General features: G+C 41.5%; 26 protein-coding genes. 18 read left to right on the forward strand and 8 right to left on the reverse strand.

The window, feature by feature from the left end:
* Positions 1-8 precede the first annotated feature (8 nt).
* Positions 9-1820, forward strand: coding sequence for a DUF885 domain-containing protein (locus AC3KVK_RS04435; protein ID WP_490313193.1), 1812 nt, complete (start codon positions 9-11; stop codon positions 1818-1820).
* 87 nt (positions 1821-1907) lie between these two features.
* On the opposite strand, the gene AC3KVK_RS04440 is transcribed toward AC3KVK_RS04435, so the two are convergent.
* Positions 1908-2534, reverse strand: a complete 627-nt coding sequence (locus tag AC3KVK_RS04440) for a LysE family translocator (RefSeq protein WP_490313194.1) — start codon at positions 2532-2534, stop codon at positions 1908-1910.
* A 146-nt stretch (positions 2535-2680) separates the two neighbouring features.
* Between AC3KVK_RS04440 and AC3KVK_RS04445 the strand changes: the two genes are divergently transcribed.
* Positions 2681-3562: a mechanosensitive ion channel family protein gene (locus AC3KVK_RS04445; protein WP_490313195.1), complete on the forward strand. Its 882-nt coding sequence runs from the start codon at positions 2681-2683 to the stop codon at positions 3560-3562.
* A 30-nt stretch (positions 3563-3592) separates the two neighbouring features.
* The gene (locus AC3KVK_RS04450; RefSeq protein ID WP_490313196.1) at positions 3593-4396 is read left to right on the forward strand and encodes a substrate-binding periplasmic protein; all 804 of its coding nucleotides are present in this window, start codon (positions 3593-3595) and stop codon (positions 4394-4396) included.
* Positions 4397-4434: 38 nt separating this feature from the next.
* On the opposite strand, the gene AC3KVK_RS04455 is transcribed toward AC3KVK_RS04450, so the two are convergent.
* From AC3KVK_RS04455 to AC3KVK_RS04470, 4 genes are all read right to left on the reverse strand, one after another.
* Positions 4435-6318, reverse strand: coding sequence for a DUF885 domain-containing protein (locus tag AC3KVK_RS04455; protein WP_490313197.1), 1884 nt, complete (start codon positions 6316-6318; stop codon positions 4435-4437).
* 254 nt (positions 6319-6572) lie between these two features.
* Positions 6573-7268 (reverse strand): LrgB family protein, encoded by a 696-nt coding sequence (locus AC3KVK_RS04460; RefSeq protein ID WP_490313198.1) that lies wholly within the window; start codon positions 7266-7268, stop codon positions 6573-6575.
* On the reverse strand, positions 7265-7603 hold the full coding sequence (locus AC3KVK_RS04465; RefSeq protein ID WP_490313199.1) for a CidA/LrgA family protein: 339 nt from the start codon (positions 7601-7603) through the stop codon (positions 7265-7267). The genes AC3KVK_RS04460 and AC3KVK_RS04465 overlap by 4 nt, the downstream gene beginning before the upstream one ends.
* A 92-nt stretch (positions 7604-7695) precedes the next feature.
* Positions 7696-8493 (reverse strand): crotonase/enoyl-CoA hydratase family protein, encoded by a 798-nt coding sequence (locus AC3KVK_RS04470; protein ID WP_490313200.1) that lies wholly within the window; start codon positions 8491-8493, stop codon positions 7696-7698.
* A gap of 258 nt (positions 8494-8751) precedes the next feature.
* Here AC3KVK_RS04470 and AC3KVK_RS04475 point away from each other — a divergent pair, with 258 nt between their 5' ends.
* From AC3KVK_RS04475 to AC3KVK_RS04495, 5 genes are all read left to right on the forward strand, one after another.
* The gene (locus tag AC3KVK_RS04475; protein WP_490313201.1) at positions 8752-9954 is read left to right on the forward strand and encodes an efflux RND transporter periplasmic adaptor subunit; all 1203 of its coding nucleotides are present in this window, start codon (positions 8752-8754) and stop codon (positions 9952-9954) included.
* Between the two features lie 9 nt (positions 9955-9963).
* Positions 9964-13077 carry an efflux RND transporter permease subunit gene (locus AC3KVK_RS04480; RefSeq protein ID WP_490313202.1) on the forward strand — a complete coding sequence of 1038 codons (3114 nt, stop codon included), beginning with the start codon at positions 9964-9966 and terminating at the stop codon, positions 13075-13077.
* Positions 13078-13169: 92 nt separating this feature from the next.
* Positions 13170-13487, forward strand: a complete 318-nt coding sequence (locus AC3KVK_RS04485; protein ID WP_490313203.1) for an HI1450 family dsDNA-mimic protein — start codon at positions 13170-13172, stop codon at positions 13485-13487.
* Positions 13488-13572: 85 nt separating this feature from the next.
* Positions 13573-14367 (forward strand): DUF481 domain-containing protein, encoded by a 795-nt coding sequence (locus AC3KVK_RS04490; RefSeq protein WP_490313204.1) that lies wholly within the window; start codon positions 13573-13575, stop codon positions 14365-14367.
* A 7-nt stretch (positions 14368-14374) separates the two neighbouring features.
* Positions 14375-14833 (forward strand): hypothetical protein, encoded by a 459-nt coding sequence (locus AC3KVK_RS04495; protein WP_490313205.1) that lies wholly within the window; start codon positions 14375-14377, stop codon positions 14831-14833.
* A gap of 70 nt (positions 14834-14903) precedes the next feature.
* Here the strand turns inward: AC3KVK_RS04495 and AC3KVK_RS04500 are convergent, their stop codons facing one another.
* The gene (locus tag AC3KVK_RS04500; protein WP_490313206.1) at positions 14904-15389 is read right to left on the reverse strand and encodes an FKBP-type peptidyl-prolyl cis-trans isomerase; all 486 of its coding nucleotides are present in this window, start codon (positions 15387-15389) and stop codon (positions 14904-14906) included.
* Positions 15390-15401: 12 nt separating this feature from the next.
* The gene (gene ygfZ, locus AC3KVK_RS04505) at positions 15402-16316 is read right to left on the reverse strand and encodes a tRNA-modifying protein YgfZ (protein ID WP_490313207.1); all 915 of its coding nucleotides are present in this window, start codon (positions 16314-16316) and stop codon (positions 15402-15404) included.
* Between the two features lie 155 nt (positions 16317-16471).
* Between ygfZ and AC3KVK_RS04510 the strand changes: the two genes are divergently transcribed.
* Both AC3KVK_RS04510 and AC3KVK_RS04515 read left to right on the forward strand, forming a co-directional pair.
* On the forward strand, positions 16472-16723 hold the full coding sequence (locus AC3KVK_RS04510; protein ID WP_490313208.1) for an FAD assembly factor SdhE: 252 nt from the start codon (positions 16472-16474) through the stop codon (positions 16721-16723).
* Positions 16724-16784: 61 nt separating this feature from the next.
* Positions 16785-17120 carry a hypothetical protein gene (locus AC3KVK_RS04515; protein ID WP_490313209.1) on the forward strand — a complete coding sequence of 112 codons (336 nt, stop codon included), beginning with the start codon at positions 16785-16787 and terminating at the stop codon, positions 17118-17120.
* Here AC3KVK_RS04515 and nadB read toward each other — a convergent pair.
* Positions 17117-18715, reverse strand: coding sequence for an L-aspartate oxidase (gene nadB, locus AC3KVK_RS04520; RefSeq protein WP_490313210.1), 1599 nt, complete (start codon positions 18713-18715; stop codon positions 17117-17119). The genes AC3KVK_RS04515 and nadB overlap by 4 nt on opposite strands.
* Positions 18716-18957: 242 nt before the next feature.
* Between nadB and rpoE the strand changes: the two genes are divergently transcribed.
* The 8 genes from rpoE (at position 18958) to era (ending at position 25955) form a co-directional block, all read left to right on the forward strand.
* Positions 18958-19539: an RNA polymerase sigma factor RpoE gene (gene rpoE / locus AC3KVK_RS04525; protein WP_490313211.1), complete on the forward strand. Its 582-nt coding sequence runs from the start codon at positions 18958-18960 to the stop codon at positions 19537-19539.
* Positions 19540-19551: 12 nt separating this feature from the next.
* Positions 19552-20175, forward strand: a complete 624-nt coding sequence (locus AC3KVK_RS04530; protein ID WP_490313212.1) for a sigma-E factor negative regulatory protein — start codon at positions 19552-19554, stop codon at positions 20173-20175.
* 4 nt (positions 20176-20179) lie between these two features.
* Positions 20180-21127, forward strand: a complete 948-nt coding sequence (locus AC3KVK_RS04535; RefSeq protein ID WP_490313213.1) for a MucB/RseB family sigma factor regulatory protein — start codon at positions 20180-20182, stop codon at positions 21125-21127.
* Positions 21124-21573, forward strand: coding sequence for a SoxR reducing system RseC family protein (locus AC3KVK_RS04540; RefSeq protein ID WP_490313214.1), 450 nt, complete (start codon positions 21124-21126; stop codon positions 21571-21573). Before AC3KVK_RS04535 ends, AC3KVK_RS04540 begins: the two co-directional genes overlap by 4 nt.
* A 71-nt stretch (positions 21574-21644) precedes the next feature.
* Positions 21645-23435, forward strand: a complete 1791-nt coding sequence (gene lepA, locus AC3KVK_RS04545) for a translation elongation factor 4 (RefSeq protein ID WP_490313215.1) — start codon at positions 21645-21647, stop codon at positions 23433-23435.
* Positions 23436-23449: 14 nt separating this feature from the next.
* On the forward strand, positions 23450-24385 hold the full coding sequence (gene lepB, locus AC3KVK_RS04550) for a signal peptidase I (protein ID WP_490313216.1): 936 nt from the start codon (positions 23450-23452) through the stop codon (positions 24383-24385).
* A 3-nt stretch (positions 24386-24388) separates the two neighbouring features.
* Entirely contained in the window at positions 24389-25066 is a 678-nt protein-coding gene (gene rnc / locus AC3KVK_RS04555; RefSeq protein WP_490313217.1) for a ribonuclease III, read from the forward strand.
* A complete protein-coding gene (gene era / locus AC3KVK_RS04560) occupies positions 25056-25955 on the forward strand; it encodes a GTPase Era (protein ID WP_490313218.1) in 900 nt (299 codons plus the stop codon). The genes rnc and era overlap by 11 nt, the downstream gene beginning before the upstream one ends.

The raw sequence follows: 25955 nt of genomic DNA on the forward strand, positions 1-25955 counted from the left end.
TTAAGCAAATGACAATGAATAAAAAAGCATTTTTAGCCCTTGCCATCAGTGGTGCATTATTTGGCTGCGTCGATTCGAGCAAACATTCAGAACCTAGCCCCTCAGTTGTGATGTCACAAACTATGGCGCAGCAGTTAGAAAATATAGTTGAAGGGTACTTTGATGAATCAATGCCCTTTTCTCCGGTATCTGGAACGTTTGTTGGGCAATATCAATATAACGACCAATATTCGCTGCCTTTAACCGCTGAAAACCGTAAGAAAATAAGTGCGTTTACGCAAAAGTATATTGCGAAGCTTGCTCTGATCGATGAAAGCGAACTCTCGGGGCAAGCACTGTTGACATATCAAATATTTCATCGTGATTTAATGCTCGCACAGGAAGCCGAGCAGTTTCCTAGTCATTTAATTCCGATCGATCAAATGTCAGGAGAGCACAACACCTTTGCGGCATTGGGATCAGGTCAAAGTGCTCAGCCATTTAATACCGTTGAAGACTACGATAACTTTGTCAAACGTGCTCATGGGTTTGTCGTTTGGCTACGAAGTGTTGAGGCTGCGATGCGCGAAGGTATTTCGCAACAGATTGTACTGCCTAATGTACTTGCAGTTAAATTACTGCCTCAGTTTCAGGCTCATGTTGTTGAAGATGAAACACAATCTGTTTTTTGGATGCCAGTAGCCAATTTACCAGACAGTTTTACCCCCGCTGAAAAACACCAAATAAAGCAAACCTATCGCACACTTATTCTTGATACTTTGGTACCGGCATATCAACAAATGAGTTTGTTTTTAGAAAATGAATATATTCCAAATGCTCGAACGAGTGTGGGCTATAGCTACTTACCAGGTGGGAAAGCCTGGTATGAATACAAAATTCAAGAAAATACAACACTTTCGTTGAGCGCTGATGAAATACATTCGCTAGGCTTGAAAGAAGTCGAACGGATTTTAAATGAAATGATCAAAGTGAAAGAGCAAGTGGGGTTTGTAGGGGATTTACCTGCCTTTTTTACTCATTTACGTGAAAGCGAAGAGTTTTACTTTTCTTCACCGCAAGAGGTCATTGCAGCGTATGAGGCTGTTAAAGCAAAAATAGATGCTAAAGTTCCTTTATTGTTTGATATCGCTCCGAAAGCTGATTACATCGTTAAGGCAGTTGAAGATTTTCGAGCTCAATCGGCAGCGGGGGCTTCATATCAATCTCCAGCACCCGATGGCTCGCGGCCAGGCATCTTTTATATTAATACCCATAACCTTAAAGCTCAGCCAAAGTTTATTTTAGAAACCTTATCGATTCACGAAGCGGCGCCAGGCCATCATTTTCAAATTGCGTTGCAACAAGAAGTCGATGGTTTACCACGATTACGTAAATTTGGTGGTTATACCGTATTCGCTGAGGGGTGGGCATTATACGCTGAAAGTTTAGGTAAGGAGATGGGGTTATTTACCGATCCTTATCAGTGGTATGGCCGTTTGGTTGATGAGCAGCTTAGAGCTATGCGCTTAGTGCTCGATACAGGTCTACACGCAAAAGGGTGGACGCGCGAGCAAGGTATTGAGTTTATGAAGGCTAACTCTTCAATGGCAGAGAGTGATATTATTTCTGAAGTCGAACGTTATATTGCGATTCCGGGCCAAGCGTTATCATATAAACTTGGACAATTTAAAATTAGAGAGCTCAGAGAATACAGTGCAACTGAGTTAGGCGAGGCTTTTGATGTGAAACAATTCCATACTCAAATCTTAATAGATGGTTCGCTACCGATGCCAATTTTAGAAGCTAAAATTAAGCGTTGGGTCGCATCACAAAAAATTTAACCAGACACAAATAAATTCACTCAGCCTATCATTGAGCTGAGTGAATTTATGTGTGTTGATTCGCGACCTTAATGCTCCATTTGATTTTTATCCCAAGGCTAACCAAATGCCGACAGTTACCATCAAACAAGCTGATAACCGATTAAGAAGCACAACATTCCCTTTATTGTTAAGTAGCTTTCTGAGGCCATGACCACCAGAGGCATAAATGATCATGCAAATAAACTCTGTTACTAATAGAATAATCACCAAAGCACTCAATTGCGGTGCAAGGGCATGGTTTGGATTGATAAAAGGAGGCAATAACGAAGCGGTAAACGCCCAGCCTTTGGGGTTAGATACTGCTGTAAAATAACCTTTAGCAAATAAGGTTTTCCGATTTACCACCGGTTGTTGAGTATCAGAGGTTAAACTTATAGCTAAACTACCTTTGCTTTGCCACATTTGTACACCTACGTAGATTAAGTATGCTCCACCTATCCATTTCAGTAGGTTAAATAGTGCAGGATAGTTGAGCATTAATGCTGCAACGCCCATGACTGCACATATTGCGACAGTGGCTACGCCGGCTAATTCTCCCCACATCATATAAAAGGTTTTTCTCAGTCCAACACTAATGCCAAGTGTCATGGCTAAGGTCATGCACATTCCAGGTGAAATAGAGACTAAAAAGCTGGTTGGAACAAATAAAAGCAATAATGTCAGTTCAGGCATAGCGAATAAGTTTGCGGAATTAAGGAAACCATCTTAGCCGAAAAATAATCATTGATATAGAGGGTCTATTGAGGTGATTACATATTAATGACAGTTTAAATAACTGTTATACTGAGACTAATTTGATTTTATTAGAAAGGCTTAATATGGATTGGCAAGCAATTGAAGCCACACTTTCATATGTGTTGTTTAACTATGGCGGCACACCCATAACAGTATTCCAGGTCTTACAGATACCTGTATCATTATTACTCGCTTGGTTTGTAGTAACACGAGTTGGGATGTTGATCCGTAAAGCACTCGTAGCAAGAAAGGTCACGCCAGATGCCGTGCATTTGTTTTCTCGGATTTATTTAGTCATAACCATCGCAGTGCTTGCGATAACGAGTTTAGAAATTCTCAAGATCCCTCTTACAGCGTTTGCGTTTGTTTCGGGCGCGGTGGCAATTGGTGTGGGTTTTGGTGCACAAAACATCATTAATAATTTTATAAGTGGCTGGATTTTAATGTGGGAGCGGCCCATCCGGATTGGTGACTTCCTTGAAGTAGGCGACACTAAAGGTATGGTTGAAAGTATTAATACCCGCTCTACACTCATTCGCCGCAGTGATGGTGTCCATATGTTAGTTCCTAACAGTCAATTGTTAGAAAATACAGTTATTAATTGGACTTTAATAGATAAAAACGCACGTTCATTTGTGCGAGTTGGTGTTGCGTACGGGTGTGATGTTGAATTAGTTGCTAAGTTGATCCGGCAAGTGCTTGATGAGCAGGAAAATATTCTTAAACAACCTAGTGCGAACGTCTTGTTTGAAGACTTTGGTGACAATGCATTGATTTTTGATGCGGTGTTTTGGGTTTGTGCTAATTCTGAGGCTGATATCCGTCAAATGCGCAGTGACATTCGTTTTCGCATATATGAACTTTTTAATCAGCATGATGTAGTCATCGCCTTTCCACAACGCGATGTTCATATTGATGGCACAATTAATATTCAAAATAATAGAGTTCCAGATAAAAACGATTAAGCTTAGAAAAGGTCTTAGTCGGAGTTTGATTTGAAACTACTGTCTTTTATTATTTTCTCACAATTATTATTTGTATTTATTTGTTGGGCCGAGGATGAGAATCCCCGGCCTGAAATAGTCGTTGCATCCGCTAATTTTTCGCCCTATTTTTTTTATGATCAGAGCAATACGAAGGGCTTGTTTAATGATTTACTCATCGCTGCGATGAATCATCTAGGCTACAAACAGATAGAAATTAAGCCGTTTAATAATGATGGTATAAAACGGACTTTGTTATTAGGTAAAGCTGATATTGCACTGAATTGGGGTGGGCCTGTTCCCGAAGGGTTTTATACCTCGAATTACCGATTGAAGTTCGTCAATCGTGTGATTATTAATAATAGATCAGATCGAAATCAAATTATACAACTGGAAGATTTAAAGGGGTTGCGAATCGTATCGTTTATTAATGCGACTAAGGTGTTTGGTTCTTTGTACGAACACCAAGTGACTCGTGAAAATACCTATGTCGAATATGCTGAACAAGCGGTTACGAATCGCTTATTTGTGGCGGGTAAATTTGATGCGAAAGTGGGGGATTGGCTGATGTTTTTGTGGTCTCAGCGCTTAAGTATCCAAGATTCGTTAAAAATTGGATTTTATCCCCTCGATATACTCACGTATTCAGGTTCAAAAATTGTATGTAAAACGCAAAGTATGTGTCAGCAACTAGATCGAAAATTTGATGAAATGATGCTTTCTGGAGAAGTTGATGAAATAACTGAGCAATGGTTTAACAAAATTGGCATGCCTATTTACCCACACCAGTTCTTTGTCTCTGTAAGGTTAAACTAATAATAATTAATTGAAAGGGGGCTTCGCCCCCAACGTTATTATTGCTGGTGGTTTAAGTGGCTAATCCAGCGTTCAACATCAGCTTCTAATAAGGTTAGTGGTCGAGCGCCTGGCAGTAATACTAAATCGTGAAAGCTTTTTATATCAAAGCGCTCGCCTAGGGCTTGTTTGGCACGCGCTCTTAATTCGACAATTTTTAACATGCCTAGTTTGTATCCTAGTGCCTGACCTGGCCAAGCGATGTAGCGGTCGATTGCAGCTTCAACATCACTCATAGCAGTGCCAGTAGTCTGGTGGAAGTAATCAATCGCTTTTTGTCGTGGCCAGCGTTTATGATGTAAGCCTGTATCAACGACTAAACGTGCAGCACGATAGACCTCGGCCTGCAATCGTCCTAAATTTCCCCATGGGTCATTGTCATACATGCCCATCTCATAAGCGACTAATTCGCTATACAAAGCCCAGCCTTCTACATATGCATTAAATTGGCCATTTTGCCGCATAATACCAATATCGGTTTGCTCCATGTTGAGTGAAATCTGAAAATGATGTCCGGGGGCTGCCTCATGATAAGTCAATGTTTTTAGACTAAAGCTTGGTTGTGCTTTCATATCTTTAAGGTTAATCGAAAACTCACCCGCTCGTGAGCCATCAAGTGCTGGCGGGTTGTAAAACCCGCCGGGAGCTCCGTCCTGTGAAACTATAGGGATGCGTTTGACGGTGACATCATAGCTCGGTAACGTTGCAAATAAGCTGGGCGCTTTTTCCATAATATGTGAAATTTCTTGATTTAAGTCAGCTAGCAACTGCGCGCGACCAGCATCAGAATCTTCATAGAGAAACTGTGGCATATTACCTAATTGAGCCATTCGCTCACCCACAGTTCCTTCCGCCATGCCCTGTGCTTTGAGAATGTTATCCATCTCGTGGCTAATTCTTTTTACCTCATCTAGACCGATTTTGTGAATAGCTTCAGCACTGAGCGTTGAATCCGCCAGATATAAAATTTCATGTTGGTAAAACTGTTCACCGTTTGGTTGAGCCCATATTCCCACTTCAAGGGGGGCGCTGCTTTGTAAGTTTTTCATCGTGGTTGCAATGTCAGAAAATGCAGGGTAAATCTCATTAGAGACGATTTTAATTGCCTGCTGTGTAAGCTCAACCTGCATTGTTTTTGGGAGCGTTGTCTGAATCAGTTTATTGCTTAATGCACTAACAAACGGGTGTTCGGCCGGTTTTGGGGCAATAAACTTATCTAAATACCCCAATGTTTTTGGAAAAAGAACTTTGGGCAGAATGATCCCTTGCTCCGCATCTGCCAATACTTTGGCTTTCACGTCGGCAATTAGGTAAGCAAAGGCACTTAATCGACGTAGGTAATTTTTAGCATCGACTTCGTTAGCAATCACATGTTGATCTTGTAATACTTTTGGAATATCAATCAGTGGCCCTGCTATTTGACTCAGAATATAAGGTAAGTGCCCACCCCAGGTATCGATATACCCACCTTGGAAGCCAAGATCGCCAATATAATAATTGGTAATGACTTTATTGACCGCTAAGTGTAAACGGTCACTTTCGTTGAGGGCGTTGAGATCAAACTGATTGAGCTGTCTAAGAGCATCAGTCATAGTTGTTTGTAATTGTTGCATGCCCGTTGGGGAGTAATCGGGCCACTTGTCATGATAGTAGCCGCCAATGTCTGTCGAAAGTCCTAGCGATGTCGCTAAGGCTGGTTGTAGTTGCATAAATGATTGAGTAAGTTGGTTGATGTTATTATCAATTATGAGGCGATTAGCCTGAGGCTCTGGCAGATGTTTTTTGGTGGTATTGGCTTCATGATTACAGCCACTTGCAGCGACTAAAATTGAAGCGCTTAATAAACAATATTTAGCTTTTATTGGAAAGGTTAATAAGCGCATAGTGATTCCCATAGAGGTAAATGATGTATTGTATACAATTTATCTTGCTGGAAACAGTTAAAAAAAATCCCAGCCTAGCTGGGATTTTGTCAGTCATCAATCGACATCCATATCGAGGTGTTTTCCTTAAACTCTACTGTGTGGTTGCAACACGAAACAGGTTATTTTGAGCATAAGCCTCCCTTTTTTAAAAGCAAGCCAAAACTAGGCCTCAATTGTAACAAAGCGTCACCAGAATATGACTCAAAGGCTATTCACTTTGCGTGTAAAATGGCTTGTAAGATTGGAAATAAAATAGGGACTAATATTGCGGTTATAATTGCACTCAAAGCCATGGCTAAAGATGCATAGCCCCCCATAGTAGGATGACACTCTAATGATCTGGCTGTACCAATTGCGTGACAGGCAGCGCCCATTGCTAGTCCTTGAGCTTCAGGGCGTTTAACGCCAATAATACGTAAAAAGGGCAGAGCGAAGACAGCACCGAAGACCCCAACGAGTATGACAATAACGGCGGCAAGAGCCGGGATACCAGCAATACTTTTCGTGACGGAAATTGCAATTGGGGTTGTGACAGAGTTTGTAGCCAATGATGCTTGTACTGCAAGTGACTGGTTCAGAGCAAATGCAATTAAAACTGAGAGGGTCATTGAACTGCATACCGCAAGCACACTGATAGTGCCAATACTGCGTAAATTATCCTTCACTGTGAGGTATTCTTTATAAAGAGGTAATGCCAGAGCGACAATGGCGGGCTCAAGCAACCAAGTTAAGAGTGCTGTACTGGTTTGATAATCAGCATAAGGGAAAGATAATTGCGATAAAATAGCAATAAGAGTGATGATCGATAATAAAATCGGGTTAAGCAATGTGATCTTAAGTTGCACCTGCAACCACCGAAATGTACAAAACAAACCGACAGTTAAGGGAAAACCAATCATCCACATCATGGTTTGAGGCTCCGTTGCATTAGGTGTCCCACCAGTGCAAGCGTGAACAGCGTACTGCATAGTGCAGCTAAAGGAATTTGCCAACGAAGCAGTTCGAGGTGCTCAATAAGTGCCACACCAGAGGGAATAAATAACAATGGCATGTATTTTAGAATGAGATTTGCACATGGAAAGACTTGTTCATATTGAACTTTACCACTGAGCAGGAGGGCAAACAGGAGTAACATGCCAAAAATAGCACCAGGAAAGTGATCATTGACTAACCAAGCCAACCCTTTGCCGAGCATTAAGCAGCTTAAAATAATCATGCTGCTCATCAAATATTTTTTTACCATTGTTCAAGAACAACCTTACCTAAGGCAATGTGATTAACCACTATTGACCAAGTATACCTAGGATGCAATTACTTTTTCTATTGGCTTTTAGGCTACCATTTTTTTGTTTTATGAAAGGGCATTTCTTGGGAGTTTAGCTGGTTATTGATGGCAATTCGGGTATTTTTATTCAGCAGTAATCGTATTTGATTAAATGTTTCACGGGCGAGAGTTTTGCGTGTGGCCTGCCCGTAGCTCGCTTGATAAAGACGCTTAATGGCAGCTAGTGTATCTGGTGAACGTGTAATGAGTGATTGCGCTAGGGTATAAGCAGCTTGAAGAGGTTCAGCATCGCACTGGGTAATTAAACCGATTTTGAGCGCTTCTGTACTGCTAAATGGTTCAGCAAGGCTCGACAGTAATAAAGCCTGATCACGCGCGACGAGGTGGCTTATCGGGAGGCTGGCTCCCATGTCTGGCGCTAAACCCCAGCGTGCCTCCATAATTGCAAAACTGGCGTCAGGGTGGGCTATGCGATAATCGGCTCCTAGCACGATTTGGGTCCCGCCTCCCCAACATCGACCGTTGACCACTGCAATGACAGGCATAGGCAGCGTTTGCCAACCCAAAACCACTCGCTGCGCTAAATTTTGATTTCCAGGCAAACATTTCCATAGTAATTTTACAATACTCAAACCGGATTTCATCACACTTTTAACATCTAACCCGGTTGAAAAGTCACTTCCTTGCGCATCGAGAATGACAGCTCGAATTGTGCGATCTTTTTTTAAGGTTTTAATTATATTATCTAGTTGTTGAAACATTGCCAGATTCAGCGCATTGAGCTTATCTGGGCGGTTAAGAGTGACGCGGGCAATTTGGTGTTCGATGGTTAGTGTGATGAGTTTCAACTGGTACGACCTTTTGGTTCTTTTTATTGAGCGTAAAATTTAATCAGTAAAATGTAAAGTTAAATCGCAGAGCCAGTAACGCTTAGTAACAGATCTGAATAAGTAAAGTAGCTTATTATATTAATAATATTAATTTCTTAGCTTATTTTTACATTTTGTGGTGTGAAGTGATTACTTATGTCGTCAGTCATATTAGTATTGAAACACACCATATATATCCGATTCGAATTACTAGTAAGATAGTAAAGGGAGATTACCATGCTCAAACCTTTTATTGGAAAGCAGCCAAACAGCCTTTTCACTCCATATAAATGCCTTAGTTATGCGGTGATGATTTCTGCATCTATTGCATTAACTGGGTGTGGTCAGCAAAATCAAGAAATAAAAGCGGCACCAGCACCGGCGGTCTCCGTTTATCAAGTAAAAACCAGCGATGTCGGCAATTACCGAGAATTTGTCGCTAGAACCCAAGCGTTTCAACAAGCAACTATAAAGGCCCGAGTTGAAGGTGAGCTCATTGAACGCCATTTTGATGAGGGGAGCTTCGTCACAGAAGGGCAATTACTTTTAAAAATCGACCCTGTGGAATTTCAAGCTAGCCTCGCTCAAGCCGATGCCGATTTAAAAAGCAAAATTGCCGGTGCTGATGGCGCGAGCCGTGACTTAAAGCGTGGTAAAGAAGTGGCTGAAAAGGGGTTTTTATCTCAATCGGATCTCGATAAGTTGACCACTAATGCGGCGCAAACTGCTGCGAATGTGAAAGCGGGTGAAGCTGCGCTTGAAAAGGCACGTCTGAACCTTAGTTACACTGAAATTAAAACGCCATTCTCAGGTCAAATCGGTAAAGTTAACTATGATGTGGGTAATATCGTTGGTCCGCAAAGCTCAGAGCTTGCCGTGCTTACCGCGATTGATCCTATTTATGTTAATTTTCAAGTAGAGGAAGCCGCGTACTTAAATTATCTTCAGAAACATCAAAATGCCGCAGGTCCCGAAGATGTACCAATTGATTTACATTTACGGTTACCGAATAACACCCAATATGATCAAGCTGGTAAACTCGATTTTGCTGACACTAAAATCGACCAAGGAACCGGAACTGTCGAATTAAGGGCTGTATTCAGTAATCCGAAAAAAATAATTATGCCAGGAATGTTTGTCAATTTGATTGTCGAAAGTCAAGATAAACAAGAAATGGTGTTAGTACCTCAAGCTGCGGTTCAAGAAAATCAACAAGGTAAATTTTTGTTAGTTGTTGATCAAAGTAATAAAGTACTCAGCCGCCATGTGACATTAGGTCGAAGAATAAATGCCATGTGGGTCGTTGAATCCGGGTTGCAAACGGGTGAACAAGTGATTATTGAAGGCTTGCAAAAAGTACGCACAGGCATTGAAGTGAATCCAGTTGTCAAAATAGTGGATGCAACGACGGGTGTCGTTACGGATGCGACTGCAAAATAAGGATGAGCAATGATCAGTAAAACGTTTATAAATAGGCCTAAATTTGCCTTAGTTATTTCTGTGCTTATTTCTTTAGCTGGATTAATCGCGTTAGGTTTATTGCCGGTAAATATGTATCCAGAAATAACCCCTCCACAAGTTCAGGTGACAACGGTGTTTCCTGGTGCCAGTGCGCAGGTTGTGGAAGAGTCAGTGATCCGGCCCATTGAAGAGCAAATCAATGGGGTGGAAGACATGATGTATATTGAATCAACCGCCGCAAATAACGGGACTGCAACTATTACGGTGTATTTTAAAGTCGGCACTGATAGTGATATGGCACAGGTCAATGTGCAAAATCGTGTTGCCTTAGCTGAAGCAGGCTTACCTGAAGAAGTAAAGCGTCAAGGTGTGAGTGTTAAAAAGCAGTCAAGCAGTATGTTGATGGGGATTACTTTGTACTCTGATCAAGCTGGGCTTGATGATATATTTTTAAGCAATTATGCGACGAATTACTTAACGGAGCCTCTTGGACGTTTAAAAGGTGTGGCTTCTGCACAGGTGATGGGTGAGAAAACTTATTCAATGCGTATTTGGTTGCGCCCAGACCGAATGTCATCATTAAATGTGACGATAGCCGAGGTACAAGCAGCATTACGTGAGCAAAACTTAATCGTTGCGGCTGGTAAACTGGGCGCGTCTCCAGCATTACCTAACCAGCAATTCGAGTATTCCATTCAAGCGCAAGGCCGCTTACAGTCTCCTCAAGAATTTGGCGATACGATTATTCGGGCTCGTCAAAATGGTAACTTTGTTCGCTTATCTGATATTGCGCGAATTGAGCTAGGCTCTCAAGATTATGGCTATTCTGCAAAATTAAATAATCAAGATACTGCTTTTTTAGTGATTTATCAGTTATCTGATGCCAATGCGACTGAAGTGGCCAAACAGGTTAAAGCGACCATGGAAGAGCTGTCATCACGTTTCCCGGATGGTTTAGAGTACTCGATTCCATTTGATACCACAGAGTTTATTGACCGTTCAATTTCTGAAGTTGTCGTGACTTTATTCCAAGCAGTTGTGTTAGTTATTTTTGTCGTGTTTTTATTTTTACAAAATTGGCGCGCAACCCTTATTCCTTGTGTCGCAATTCCTGTATCACTCATTGGTACGTTTGCTTTCATGATGCTGATGGGATATTCGATTAATACGATTACTTTGTTTGGTTTAGTGTTGGCTATCGGGATTGTCGTTGATGATGCGATTATTGTTATCGAAAACGTTGAACGGTTATTGAAAGAAGAAAAATTACCCATTAAAGATGCGGTAACCAAAGCAATGGAGCAAGTATCAGGGCCGATTGTTGCCACTACATTGGTGCTGCTAGCCGTGTTTGTTCCTGTTGGTTTTATGCCGGGTATAACCGGCGAGTTGTATAAGCAATTCTCAGTGACTATCTCCTTCGCGGTGATCATCTCTTCAGTGAATGCATTGACTTTAAGTCCAGCGTTGTGTGTGCTCTTATTGAGTGAAAAAGCCATGCAACCTATCAAATGGCTGGCGCCATTTGAGCGAGCCATTCATCGAGTGACGGGAAAGTACACCAATGTGGTGGCGTTTTTACTTAAACGCTCTGCGCGAGTCGGTATTTTCGCGTTACTGATTTTTGCAGCAACAGGTTGGTTGACAAAAGAAGTTCCAACAGCGTTTGTGCCGGGTGAAGATCAAGGGTTTTTATTCGTTGATGTGCAGCTACCAGATGCTGCAGCAACAGGGCGCACAGAAGACATCATGCATAAAGTTGGTGACATCATTATGCAAGATCCGGCGGTGACTGACTTTGTGGCGGTATCGGGTATTTCGTTACTAGGCGGACCGGGTTCGAACAATGGATTGGGGATTATTATCTTAAAAGATTGGGAAGATCGTGTTGAGCCAGAACTAGGTCTTCGGCAGTTGATCCCCCGTTTGATGGGGCAATTATGGACCATGCCTGATGCGCAAGTGATGGTCTTTAATCCGCCACCAATCCCTGGGCTTGGTAATAGTTCGGGCTTTGAGTTTCGTTTACAAGACAGTGAAGGTCGTGATCCTGCGGCTCTGGCGCAAGTGATGAATGGTTTGATTTATGAGGCGAATCAGCGCCCTGAATTACAACAAGTGTTCAGTACCTATCGTGCCAGTGTGCCCCAGTACTTTCTTGAAGTTGATCGCAACAAGGTGAAAGCACAAGGTGTTGCCTTAAGCGATATTTTTACCACCTTACAAGCGCAATTAGGTTCCTTGTATATTAATGACTTTAATCAGTTTGGTCGTACTTACCGGGTTGTTATCCAAGCAGAAACGGAATTCAGAAAAGAACCTAGTGACTTACAGCACTTTTACGTGCGTAATGTGGATGGTGAAATGGTGCCGCTTACCACCTTAGCCACTTTGAAGCCAATTCTAGGGCCTACGAGTGTGAACCATTTTAATCTTTACCGCAGCGCGAGTATTACCGGTCAAGCTTCGGAAGGCCACGCAAGTGGCGAAGCCATTCAGGTGATGCAAGAGTTGGCTGATAATCTACCCGCGGGTTATATTTACGAGTGGGCAGGCCAATCGAAACAAGAGTTAGAAGCGGGTGATTTAGCGCCTGTGTTATTTGGCTTAGCTGTTATTTTTGTTTACCTGTTTTTAGTGGCGCAATACGAAAGTTGGACGATTCCTTTTTCGGTCATTGCTGCGGTTCCATTAGCCTTGTTTGGTGCCATGCTTGCCTTGTATTTAGTTGGCATGGCCAATAATATTTATGCTCAAGTGGGCTTAGTGTTACTCATTGGTTTATCGACAAAAACAGCGATTTTGATTGTTGAATTTGCGATGGAACAACGAGCAGCAGGTGCAAGTATCTTTGATGCGGCTTTGCAAGCTGCAACACTGCGTTTTAGAGCGGTATTAATGACCGCACTGTCTTTTGTATTGGGGGTGTTGCCTTTAGTCTTTGCATCAGGTGCGGGGGCGGGCAGTCGTGTATCATTAGGTGTTACTGTGTTAGCTGGTATGCTGGCGGCCACTATTTTTGGTACTTTGTTGATCCCGATATTTTACCGCCTTATTCAAGGTATGCGTGAAAAAATAAAAGGGCAAACATCCGCAGAGTAAAGCAATTATTAATTTAACAAAGCCAAGTTTATCTTGGCTTTTTTTTTTGATTTGGTATAAAGCCAGCAAGTGAACATTAAAGAGTAAAGAAAATGACTTACCCAGCGCATTTATGGACCGTGGAACAAGCAACAGATAATGCTTATGAAGTGTTTTTGGAGTTAGCACCAGATAACTTATCTGAAGAAGATATTGTTTACTTTAATATGCACCGCGAAACGGCAGGGTTTGCTGAAGACAATAATCCTGATGATTCGTGGTCTGAATTTGTCGAATTTGAAATCGAACCAGAATTATACTTACAAGTGATCATTGGTCTGGAATTTGAGGACAATGATATTGAGTATGCGCGCATGCTGATTAGCTTAGAGAAAGATGCGCCATTTTGTCATATCATCTGGAAAAAATGACTCTAAAATAGGGAAAGTGACAGATTCTACCGCAAAGGCTTTATTTTTGATTTTTATACAATAAAATGAGGTTTCTGCTGGAGGAATGATGAAGTACTGGTTGATCGTTATTTGTTGCTTAAGTGCATCTGCGTTTGCAAAAGATCCATTTGAAGATTTTTCTGAATATGGCAAGTTTGATGACTCTGATATTCATACCAAGCACCAAGGAGATTTGTTCTATGGTGATACTGAACTCGGGTTTATTTTAACAAGCGGAAACACGGACTCTACGACAGCAAAACTCAAAGCCAACATTTATCAAGATTTGGAACTTTGGCGTAACCAGTTTAAGTTCGATAGTCTATTCAAACGCGACTTTGACGAACAGATAAAAGATACTAAAACGACCGCATCGCGTATTTTTGGTTCATTGCAGGGTAACTATAAGTTAGGGAATCAAGAAGAATCATTTTTTGTGTATGGCGATTATGAAAATGACCGCTTTAATGGCTTTTCATACAAATATACTATTGCCTCAGGGTATGGTAATCGCTTGCTCAGTTTAAAAAAAGATAAGGTAGACTTTGATATCGGTCCAGGTTTGAGCGCACAAAAGAATCTCGACGGGAGTGCACAAACAGGTTACTTACTGAGATTAGCATTGCAATGGGAGCGGGTCGTGTCTAAGTCAACACGTTTTAATCAAGACATTAGTTATGAACAGTCGCTGTCGGGTTTAAGCTCAAGGCTAAAGTCAGAAACGGCTTTGATCAGTCGCATGAGTGAAGCATTATCAGTTAAGTTTTCATATTTATACCGCTATAACTCTCATCCTGAAGAAGGTAAGTTAAGTTACGACGCTGAAACGAGTGCTTCAGTGGTTTATTATTTTAATTGAGGGCAGTATGCCATATCAACATACCCAGTACGGATGGCCAATTTTAGCGCTATTAAGCTGGATTTTATCGTTTGTTTTGTTAGCTCTTTATATTTTAGGGCCTTCAGTGCCTGTTTATTTGTTTGCTGGTGGAGTGGGGCTGGTGGCCTTTTTATTTCATAAGCTGACGATTAGCGTGTCTTCTTCATCGTTAAAATGGGGCTTTGGACCTGGAGTTTTTGGGAAGGAAATTGCATTTACTGATATCGAGTCGGTGCATGGAGTGACGAATTCGTGGCAACATGGTCTGGGAATAAAAATTACTCATGATGGTTGGGTGTATGGGGTATCGGGTTTTTCTGCCGTTGCACTGCTTCTCAAAGATGGTACGCAAATTAGGATTGGGACGAATGACCAGGTGAAACTACTGAGTGTATTGACCCAGTTTGTGCCGCTAACCGTAGCAGATCCAACTGAAGAAAAATAATAATATAATCAGACAATAAAAAAGCGCCAAGGCGCTTTTTTATTGTCTGATTATATGGTTTATCAAGTGCTTAGTGGTTATGTCCACATCCCCCAGGACTGTGAACATGGCCATGAGCAAGCTCATCAGCTGTTGCTTCTCTAACTTCAAGAATTTCAACATCAAAGGTTAACTCGATTCCAGATAAAGGGTGGTTTCCGTCAACGAGTACATCATCACCCTGAATTTCTAACACAATGACCGTTTCTTCACCGTCATCAGTAGTCGCTCTAAACTGCATACCCACTTCGAGCTCAATACCTTCAAACATTGACTTTGGAACAGCTTGCATCAGGCCGTCATGGCGTTCTCCATACCCTTCAGATGGGGGAACCGTGACTGTAAAGGTGTTGCCGACTTCTTTATTGATTAAAGCATTTTCGAGGCCAGGAATAAGGAATCCAGAACCAATAATTAGCTCAAGTGGCTCATCGTCGAATGAACTGTCGATTGCGTTGCCTTCTTTATCGATGACAGAATAATGCATTTTTACCACTGAGTTTTGTGCGATTTTCATAAGATTCCCGTTTTAATTGTCGCTGAGTGAGTAGGGTAATGGGTTGATATTAACGAGCACAGGCGTTACTTGTTTAGTTCGTAAGATTGTGTCTTGTTCAATATCGTTTGGTAGTACAGCAAGTAAATAGCTGGTATCTGAAAGAGCGTTGTAGGCAGCAGTAATGACTTTTCCTGCGCTTCGCCAGTTTTCAGATACTTGCTGCTCGATTGCTTCGGTCAAACTTGCTGTTTGACCTGGGGCGCTTAATATATACATCGCGCGTTTATTTTTACCTAAGTATTTCATTCGGGCGACGGTCTCTTGACCTGTATAGCAGCCTTTCGTAAAGCTGATCCCCTCAATCGCCTGTAAATTTACCATTTGCGGCACATATTCACCGACGGCAGATTGGTTTAAGCGAGGTTCTCCTTGTTTAATGGCTAGGCTTTGCCATACCGAATCATCATCGAGCCAGTTTAGCTGGCTTTTTACTTGCTCAGGAAAAGCAGCCTTGAGACACAGAATAACCCGTTGTTCACTGAGTTTAAGTGCTTTTCCCAGAGAGAATGTGGCGGCATTGCCAATAAACTCAATACCAAGTTGCGCAAGTATCGGTTGTAAGTCATCGCCGAACAGACCAAAGAGCTGATAGTCTGTCGTCTCTGTGATGGTTACTTTGGCAAACACGGCGTACTTTTTCAGTTCTGGCAAGCTGGCAGAGAGCTCATCGGCTGAGAGTATATTTAAATAACTGTCCTCAAAACTAAATAATTTTGAGGCAGCCCATAGTTTGCCTTTTCCACTACAGTGTCCAGCCCAAAGAAAATTATCTTCTTTTAGTAAATTGATATCTTGGGTAATTTGTCCGTGCAGATACGATTTTTTATCGGCGCCAGTCAACTCGATAAGCTTATCACTGAGTTGGCATGCATAAATTTGAGACATAAATGAATTAACCATAAGATTGAAGAGCAATTATAATAGCGTAAATGCGAATGATATTTAATAGATTGATGATTAAATCAGTGAGATAGTGTTTAACTATTATATATTGGATTTGTTTTTGTTAGAATCTTGAGCTCACGACAACGAGGTAGCAAATGATTCAATTAGATAATAAAGCGCGATTGCGTTGGGCTTGCCGTCGCGGCATGTTAGAGCTTGATGTACTATTAATGCCATTTGTTGAGCAGGGATATGATGTGTTAAGTGAAGCCGATAAATATATTTTTCAGCGCTTATTAACACAAGAAGATCCTGAGTTATTTGCCTGGTTTATGGGTCATGAAACGAGTACTGACTCTGAGCTAGATTATATGGTTAAGCTCATTTTAAACCGAGTTCGTGTATAGAATCTCTTTCAGTGGTAATCGAAAAAAACCTACCTTCCTTGTAGGTTTTTTTGTATTTGTTATGACTTTATTACTGATCACTACACGAGATCTCTGGGTAGGGGTTTCGTGCTTAGTGGTTATGTTGCTGTTGTTTTATTACTCATGGCGACAAGTTGTGGCTGCTGCCCGAGATGAAGGTGTATTACTTTTATACGATGACGGGCATCTTGAAGTTTGTGTTGAGGGGGGAAGTTGGCCGTGTCAACTACATAAGCAAAGCCAACTATTTACAGGCGTTTTGTTGTTAAAACTAACCGGATTTGATCGCTCTTGGTTGGTAATATATTCGAGCAGTATGAGCGCAGTCGATAATGCTCGACTGCGACGGCAGGTCATTAAAATTTGTACTGATTAAGGTTTCAAAATTGTCGGTTTTGGATTAGGCGCTAGTTGTGGGAAATCGAGCGTGTAATGTAATCCTCGGCTTTCCTTTCGTTCAAGCGCACAGCGAATAATTAATTCAGCGACTTGAGCCAAGTTGCGTAGTTCTAATAAATTATTACTGACTCTAAAGTGAGTATAATATTCTTCAATTTCTTGCTGTAATAATTCAATCCGGCGCTGAGCACGTTCTAGGCGTTTGGTGGTGCGAACAATTCCTACGTAATCCCACATAAACAGCCGTAGTTCGTGCCAGTTATGGGTAATTACTACTTCTTCATCCGAGTTGGCGACGCGACTTTCATCCCATTCAGGTAAAGGAGTCACTTCAGGACTGTTTGCCAGTTTTGTTACAATATCTTCAGCTGCAGCTTGAGCAAATACGATACATTCAAGCAATGAATTACTGGCCATTCGATTCGCGCCGTGTAATCCGGTGTAAGCCACTTCGCCAATTGCATATAAATTGTCAAGGTCGGTTTTGCCATTAAAATCAGTCACTACGCCGCCACAAGTATAATGTGCCGCAGGGACCACAGGGATTGGCTCTTTAGTGATGTCTAAGCCAACACTCAGGCACTTTGCGTAAATTGTTGGAAAATGCTCGATAATAAAATCATTCTCTTTATGAGAAATATCTAAATAAACGCAGTTCGCACCAAGGCGTTTCATTTCATAATCAATTGCGCGGGCCACAATATCGCGCGGCGCCAGCTCTGCACGCTCATCAAAGTCAGGCATAAAGCGAGTGCCATCAGGTCGAAGTAGGTAAGCACCTTCACCTCGCATAGCTTCTGTAATTAAAAAGTTTTGTAATTCAGGATGATATAAACTAGTTGGATGGAATTGGTTAAATTCCATGTTCGCCACGCTACAGCCAGCACGCCAAGCCATGGCAATCCCATCACCAGAGGCAACATCAGGGTTGGATGTATATAAATACACTTTACTTGCGCCACCCGTTGCAAGAGCAACAAACTTAGCATTTAAAGTTTCCACTTGCTCAGCTTGGCGATTCCATACATAGACGCCATGGCAGCGCTGCCCTGGTTTATTTAATTTTGCATCGGTAACTAAATCAATCGCATTGTATTTTTCAAGTAAAGTGATGTTGCTGTGCTCTTTAACTCGATCAATTAGGGTTGTTTGCACAGCTTTACCCGTCGCATCTGCGGCATGCAAAATTCGACGATGGCTATGCCCGCCTTCCCGAGTGAGATGGTAACGCTCCTTTCCTTGCTTATCATGCTCCATATCAAATGGTACACCTTGCTCAATTAACCATTGCATACAGCGCTTTGCATTACTAGCAGTGTAATGCACCGCTTCACGGTCACATAAACCAGCGCCCGCATCAAGGGTGTCCTCAACATGAGATTCCACGCTATCATCTTTATCAAAAACTGCGGCAATTCCACCTTGTGCATATAAGGTGGAACCTTCGGTTAAGGGGCCTTTACTGATCACAGTGACATTACAATGATTCGCGAGAGTCAGAGCTAAAGTTAACCCAGCAGCGCCGCTGCCAATAATGGCGACATCAGTAGAGTGGTGTTTTTTTTGGTTCATGTCAGTGATACTTAAGGTTACAATGGAAAATTAACGAGCTTCACAATAATTACTTGTCGGAAAAAATGCTAGTTAATTTACTTTTGGCGCTCGTTTTAAGCCAACATTCATCTAGCTGTTGGTATTTATTTTAAAAAAAATTTGGTCATAACAGAACTTTTTATTTTTTAGTGGGTCTTATTCTTCGTTATTAAAACAAAAAACTAAAGAGTAATAAGCAATTTATAGGAGTACCGGCTCGAATGAGCGAGCAGGAATTAGACTTAGCACTTGTACAAAGAGTGCAGCAGGGAGATAAAAACGCCTTTAACTTGCTAGTCAGGAAATATCAAAACAAAGTGGCCAGTTTGATTTCGCGATATGTATCAAACCAAAGCGATGTAGCCGATGTTGCACAAGAAGCGTTTATTAAAGCGTATCGTGCTTTACCTGGTTTCAGAGGAGAGAGTGCGTTTTATACATGGCTATATCGAATAGCTGTGAACTGCGCTAAAAATTATCTTGTTGCTCAAGGTCGCAAACCGCCTGCTAATGATGTTGATGCCGAAGAGGCGGAGCTTTATGATGGTGGCTCAGCAATGCGTTCAAATGCTACCCCTGAGAATTTGCTACTGAGTGATGAAGTGAAAAATGTAATTTACGATGCAATCAATAACCTACCTGAAGATTTAAAAACCGCGATTACCTTGCGGGAATTAGAGGGAATGAGCTATGAAGATATAGCGGTTGTTATGGATTGTCCGGTTGGTACTGTGCGCTCGAGGATTTTTAGAGCGCGAGAAGCAGTCGACTTAAAATTAAACCCACTAATTAATAATGCATAGGTGAATCAGAGTATGACCAAAGCACACTCTACAGAGAATGAGCATTTATCGGCTTTGTTTGATGGTGAAGCGCAATTAAATGACTTGAAATTCACAGAGCAAGAACGTGAGACCTTTGAGCGCTATGCGTTAATGGGTGACATTGTGCGCGCTAAACCTGAACAAGATATATTTATCGACATTGCAGATAGTGTGGCTGCGCAGCTAGAATCAGAACCTGTCTATGGTAATTTTACCGCGAATCAACCTCAGCACACTCCAGTAGATATTTCAGTGCAAAAAGATGATTCAAACGTCGTTTCGATTAACTGGAAAAAAACCCTTGGGCAAATTGCCATTGCGGCTAGTGTGGCGATGTTTGCCATTGTTGGCCTACAAACATTACCTGGCTCTAATGAAGCCACGCAAGGTGAGGCTGTCCCAATGTTTCAAACGACCCCTGTTGGTGGTGGGTTTGCTTCTCCGGTTAGTTATTCAACCGAACCTGCACTTGAAAATGCAAAGCAAGGGTTAAGAGAATTACAACAACAACGAATTGGTGCATTAGTATTAGAGCATCAGCGCCAAGCACGCATTGCAACGCAAGCACAAGTTGTTGATAATAAAAATACTCAGAGCGCAAAGGATTCAAATTAATTAGATGAGAACCATCGCCTTATTTTTATCGTTACTATGTATTGTTACACCTGTTTTTGCCACTGAAGATGAAAGCGCCAAAACTCTACTAGAGAAAATGGCGCATACTGTTCATCAAAGTAATTTTGATGCGTCATTTGTCGTTGTTAAAGGCAATGCTATGGAACCATATCGTTGGCGTCATGGGCTGCATCAAGGCACTGAGTTAGAGCACTTGAGTTTGCTAAATGGCGCAGGATTAGAAATTATTCGAATTAATGATAAGGTGACTTATTTTGAGCCGCAAACCCCCGCATATTCTATTAATGCTCGGTCGATAGCTGGGCCAATTCCCGACGTGTTGTTCCATAATATAAACTCGTTAGAGGGAAATTATAATTTCATCCTAGGTGGAAAAGGCCGGATTGCAGGGCGTTCTGCGCAGCTTATCCGCATAGAATCAAAAGATAATAGTAAATATAACTATTGGATTTGGCTCGACTCTCAGTCCTCATTGGTTTTAAAAGCGGCTTATGTGAACCAACAAGGTGAAATTGTTGAACAATTACAATTAACTAATGTAACGTTTTCGGAGCAACCAGCATTAGAGCTGATTGAAATGAGTCAAAAGGAATTTCCCACACCTTTACCTCAACCTGAGCCATCGACTGATTTAGGTAATTGGCAGATTGGTTGGGTGCCTGTAGGCTTCAATTTAATTAAATCAGACCGTCATAATTTAAATTTGAACAATGAGTTAGCTGATTATTATTTATTTAGCGATGGGTTAGTTGAGGTTTCAGTCTTTATCCAGCGGCCTTTATCTAATAATCGTCGTAGCACAGCACTTACATCGGGCGCGACGACGGTTTTTGTTCATAATGCACAAGGGTTTGATGTGTCAGTTGTTGGTAATATTCCTACAAATACTGCAAAAAGCATTGCTGAATCAGTTCAAAGACCGAGTTCATGATTGAGCAAACGCTGACTGTAAAAGCCACCGAAGGTATGGTGGCTTTCTTGGTTCCTGAACAAAAACAAGCGTGTGAAGGTTGCAATGGCAAATGTGGTTCGCAAGTTTTTGCTAAGCTATTTGATACCAAAAAAGCTGATTTTGAATATAAATTCGACGTCCCTTTATCTGTTGGCCAAAAAGTGGTGTTAGCGTTAGATGAACGTCATTTAATCAAAACCTCATTATTGGTTTATCTTTTCCCCCTTTTATTTGCGATCGGTAGTGCTATTTTGGCTGCGGAAGTCTTGCTATTAGCTGAAATTTTCCAAATTGTCCTCGCTGTGTTCGGCGGTTTTGTTGGTTATTTGATAGCCAAATCTCACTTGAAATCAGTGAAACATCACATTGAAGTCGTAAAAATTTACCCAAATAGCTTACCTGTGACGCAAATAGATGGTGATTAGTGGCAATTAATTGTAAAATTCTTTTTTTCCGTTAATTGTTCACTAAATTAAAGAAGTCTTGAATCCAGTTTATGAAGCATATCCGTAACTTTTCAATTATTGCCCACATCGATCACGGGAAATCAACCCTTTCAGATCGTTTGATACAATTCTGTGGTGGTTTAACAGACCGAGAAATGCAAGCTCAGGTTCTTGACTCAATGGACATTGAGCGCGAACGTGGTATTACGATCAAAGCTCAGTCGGTCACCTTAGATTACAAAGCGAATGATGGTGAAACTTACCAGTTAAACTTTATCGATACGCCTGGACATGTTGACTTTTCTTATGAAGTCTCTCGTTCTCTTGCGGCATGTGAAGGTGCGTTACTGGTTGTTGATGCTGGACAAGGTGTTGAAGCACAAACAGTTGCAAACTGTTATACCGCGATCGAGATGGATCTTGAAGTGATCCCTGTCTTGAATAAAATCGATTTACCACAAGCTGAGCCTGAGCGCGTTGCCGAAGAGATTGAAGAAATCGTCGGTATCGATGCAATGGACGCAGTACAGTGTTCTGCCAAAACTGGGGTTGGTATCCAAGATGTACTGGAAACAATCGTCGCTCAAGTTCCACCTCCGGTTGGTGAAGCTGAAAAACCACTGCAAGCACTGATTATTGATTCATGGTTTGACCCTTACCAAGGAGTAGTATCATTAGTGCGAATTAAGCACGGTGAGCTGCGTGCAGGCGAAAAAATCAAAATTATGTCGAATGGTCAAATCCACAACGCTGACAAAGTGGGGATCTTCACGCCAAAGCAAACAGAAACCAAAATTTTGCGTACGGGTGAAGTCGGTTTCATTATTGCGGGTATTAAAGAAATTCATGGTGCGCCAGTAGGGGATACTATTACAGTCGCACGCAATGGCGCAGAAAAAGCACTACCAGGGTTTAAAAAGGTTCAACCTCAGGTTTATGCTGGTGTTTATCCGATTTCATCAGATGACTATGAAAATTTCCGTGATGCATTATCTAAATTAAGCCTCAATGACGCCTCATTATTTTATGAGCCAGAGAGTTCTACGGCACTCGGATTTGGTTTCCGGTGTGGTTTCCTAGGTATGTTACACATGGAAATCATTCAAGAGCGTCTTGAACGTGAATACGACATGGATCTGATTACAACAGCGCCGACCGTAGTGTATGAGATTGAGCTTAAAAATGGTGATGTAATTCAGATTGATAGCCCATCTAACTTACCACCAATTAGTAATATCGCTGAGATTCGTGAACCCATCGTTGAAGCCAATATTCTCGTCCCGCAAGAATACTTGGGTAATGTCATTACGCTATGTGTTGAGAAGCGCGGTATGCAGACCAAAATGTCTTACCATGGTAAGCAAGTTGCGTTAACGTATCACCTTCCTATGGCTGAAGTGGTGATGGATTTCTTTGACCGATTAAAATCAACAAGTCGTGGTTTTGCATCTCTCGATTACAATTTTATTCACTTTACTCCATCAAAAATGGAACGCGTGGATATTTTGATTAATGGTGAAAGAGTGGATGCGTTAGCAATTATTTGTCACCATGAAAGTGCACAGTCACGTGGACGTCAATTAGCAGAAGCATTAAAAGAGCTGATCCCTCGTCAGCAATTTGATATCGCAATTCAGGCGGCCATAGGTGCGCATGTTATCGCCCGTACTACGGTTAAACAGTTACGTAAAAACGTAATTGCTAAATGTTACGGTGGTGATGTGAGCCGTAAGAAAAAGCTTTTACAAAAACAAAAAGAAGGTAAAAAGCGCATGAAACAAGTTGGTAATGTTGAAGTGCCGCAGGAAGCCTTTTTAGCAATCCTCAAAGTAGGTAAATAAGGAAAACAGTTACAATGGCTGGGTATTTTTCAATTTTTTTAGTGTTATTAACGCTTGGTTCGGGATTAATTTGGTTAATCGATCATCTTGTTTATGCTCCTAAACGTCAAGCACGTATTGCCTTAGCGCAAGGTGCAACGGGAGCTGAGCTAGATGAAGAAACTATCGCGCAAATCGCACCACAACCAGCCATTGCGGAAACCGCACAATCTATTTTCCCTATGATTGCTGCGATTACGATTTTCCGCTCGTTTTTGTATGAGCCGTTTCAAATTCCATCTGGTTCAATGATGCCAACCTTGTTGGTTGGTGACTTTATTCTGGTTGAAAAGTTCGCTTACGGTGTAAAAGACCCTGTTTGGCGTTCACAATTAATGGATGTTGCTGATCCTGAACGAGGTGATTCGGTGGTGTTTAAATACCCACTAGATAAAAAAATTGATTTTATTAAACGCGTTATTGGCTTACCTGGTGACACGGTTGTTTATCGCAATAAGCAACTTTATATTAAGCCGCAATGTGTTGAAGGGCAAAGCACAGCTGCTGGTTTAAATTGTGGCGAGTTTAATAAAATCGATATGCAGTTGCAGAATCAAGATGAGTTTTTCTCTGATGGTGTTGGTCAGGCTCGTTTGACTGAAAACCTAGGTGAAGTAACGCACGATATTCTTATTAACCCTGCACGTCCAGAGCAAAAAATGGGGTACTACCAACAACCCAGTACTCGTATTGATGAATGGGTTATACCGACGGATAATTACTTTGTAATGGGTGATAACCGTGATAACAGTAAGGATGGGCGTTTTTGGGGATTTGTCGATAAAAAAGACTTGGTAGGTAAAGCTGTATTTATTTGGATGAGTTTTGAATTTGAACAAGATCCAGACAGTATTTTACCGCGCTGGGTTCCAACAGGGGTTCGTTTTGAGCGCCTAGGAAGTATTCAATAACTAATGAACAAAAATGTAACAGAATTAAACAGTAAAATTGGCTATAGCTTCAATAATGTCGCGTTATTGGAGCAAGCGATGACGCATCGCAGTCATAAAGGCCAACACAATGAGCGTTTAGAGTTTTTAGGCGATTCGATTTTGAGCTTTGTGATAGCCAATGAATTATATAAACGTTTTCCAAAAAGCCGCGAAGGTGATTTAAGTCGTATGCGCTCGACGTTAGTACGAGGTCAAACCTTAGCTGAGTTTGGCATTGAGTTTAATTTGGGAGATTATTTACGATTGGGGCCAGGCGAACTTAAAAGTGGCGGTTACCGACGTGAATCCACCTTGGCTGATGCAGTAGAGGCAATTATTGGAGCTGTCTTTTTAGATTCAGATATAGACACCTGCAGTAATTTGATCTTGAATTGGTACCAAACTCGTTTAGATGAAATCTCACCAGGATTGAACCAAAAAGATCCTAAAACGTTATTACAAGAGTATTTACAGGCTCGTAAGTTACCACTGCCTAACTATACTGTTATTGATACCAAAGGACAGGCGCACAATCAGACTTTCACAGTTGAATGTGTCGTAGAGGGCATGAACAATATTGTTTCTGTCGGAAGCTCACGCCGTAAAGCCGAGCAGAAAGCGGCTGAGAAAGCATTAAAGATTATTAAAAATGATTCCTGAAACACATTGCGGCATGATTGCCATCGTTGGTCGACCTAACGTAGGCAAGTCAACCTTATTAAACGAAATTATCGAACAGAAAGTAAGCATTACCTCGCGCAAGCCGCAAACAACGCGACATCGCATTATGGGTATCCATACAGAAGGTAATTATCAGGCTGTTTATGTTGATACACCGGGCCTTCATATTGACGAAAAACGTGCCATTAATCGTTTGATGAACCGTGCGGCGACTAGCTCGATCAGTGATGTTGAAATGATCGTGTTTTTAGTGGAAGGCACGCATTGGACACCCGATGACGAAATGGTACTCAATAAAGTCAAACAAACAGGCAAACCAATTTTATTGGTGATCAATAAAATTGATCAAGTCAAAGATAAAGAAATATTACTGCCTCATTTGCAATGGTTGGGGGAACAAGGTGACTTTGTTGATATTTTGCCAGTCTCTGCAACCAAAGGTAAAAATGTTGACCTGATAAAAAAATATGTCCGTGAATGCTTACCGCCTTGTGAGTTTTACTTCCCAGAAGATTATGTGACTGACCGCTCTACGCGATTTTTAGCGGCCGAAATTATCCGTGAAAAGTTAATGCGCTTTATGGGAGATGAGCTCCCGTATTCAGTGACCGTTGAGATTGAACAATTTAAATGGCAAGAAAACGGTGTATGGCACATTAATGGATTGATTTTAGTTGAACGCGAAACACAAAAACGTATGGTGATCGGCAACAAAGGTGAGAAGCTTAAGGTCATTGGTCGTGAAGCACGTAAAGACATGGAACTGATGCTCGATAATAAAGTATTTTTAGAGTTATGGGTCAAAGTGAAATCTGGCTGGGCTGACGATGACCGAGCGTTGCGTAGTTTAGGCTACGGCGACGATTAA

This window comes from Pseudoalteromonas sp. J2K-J979, assembly GCF_058169715.2.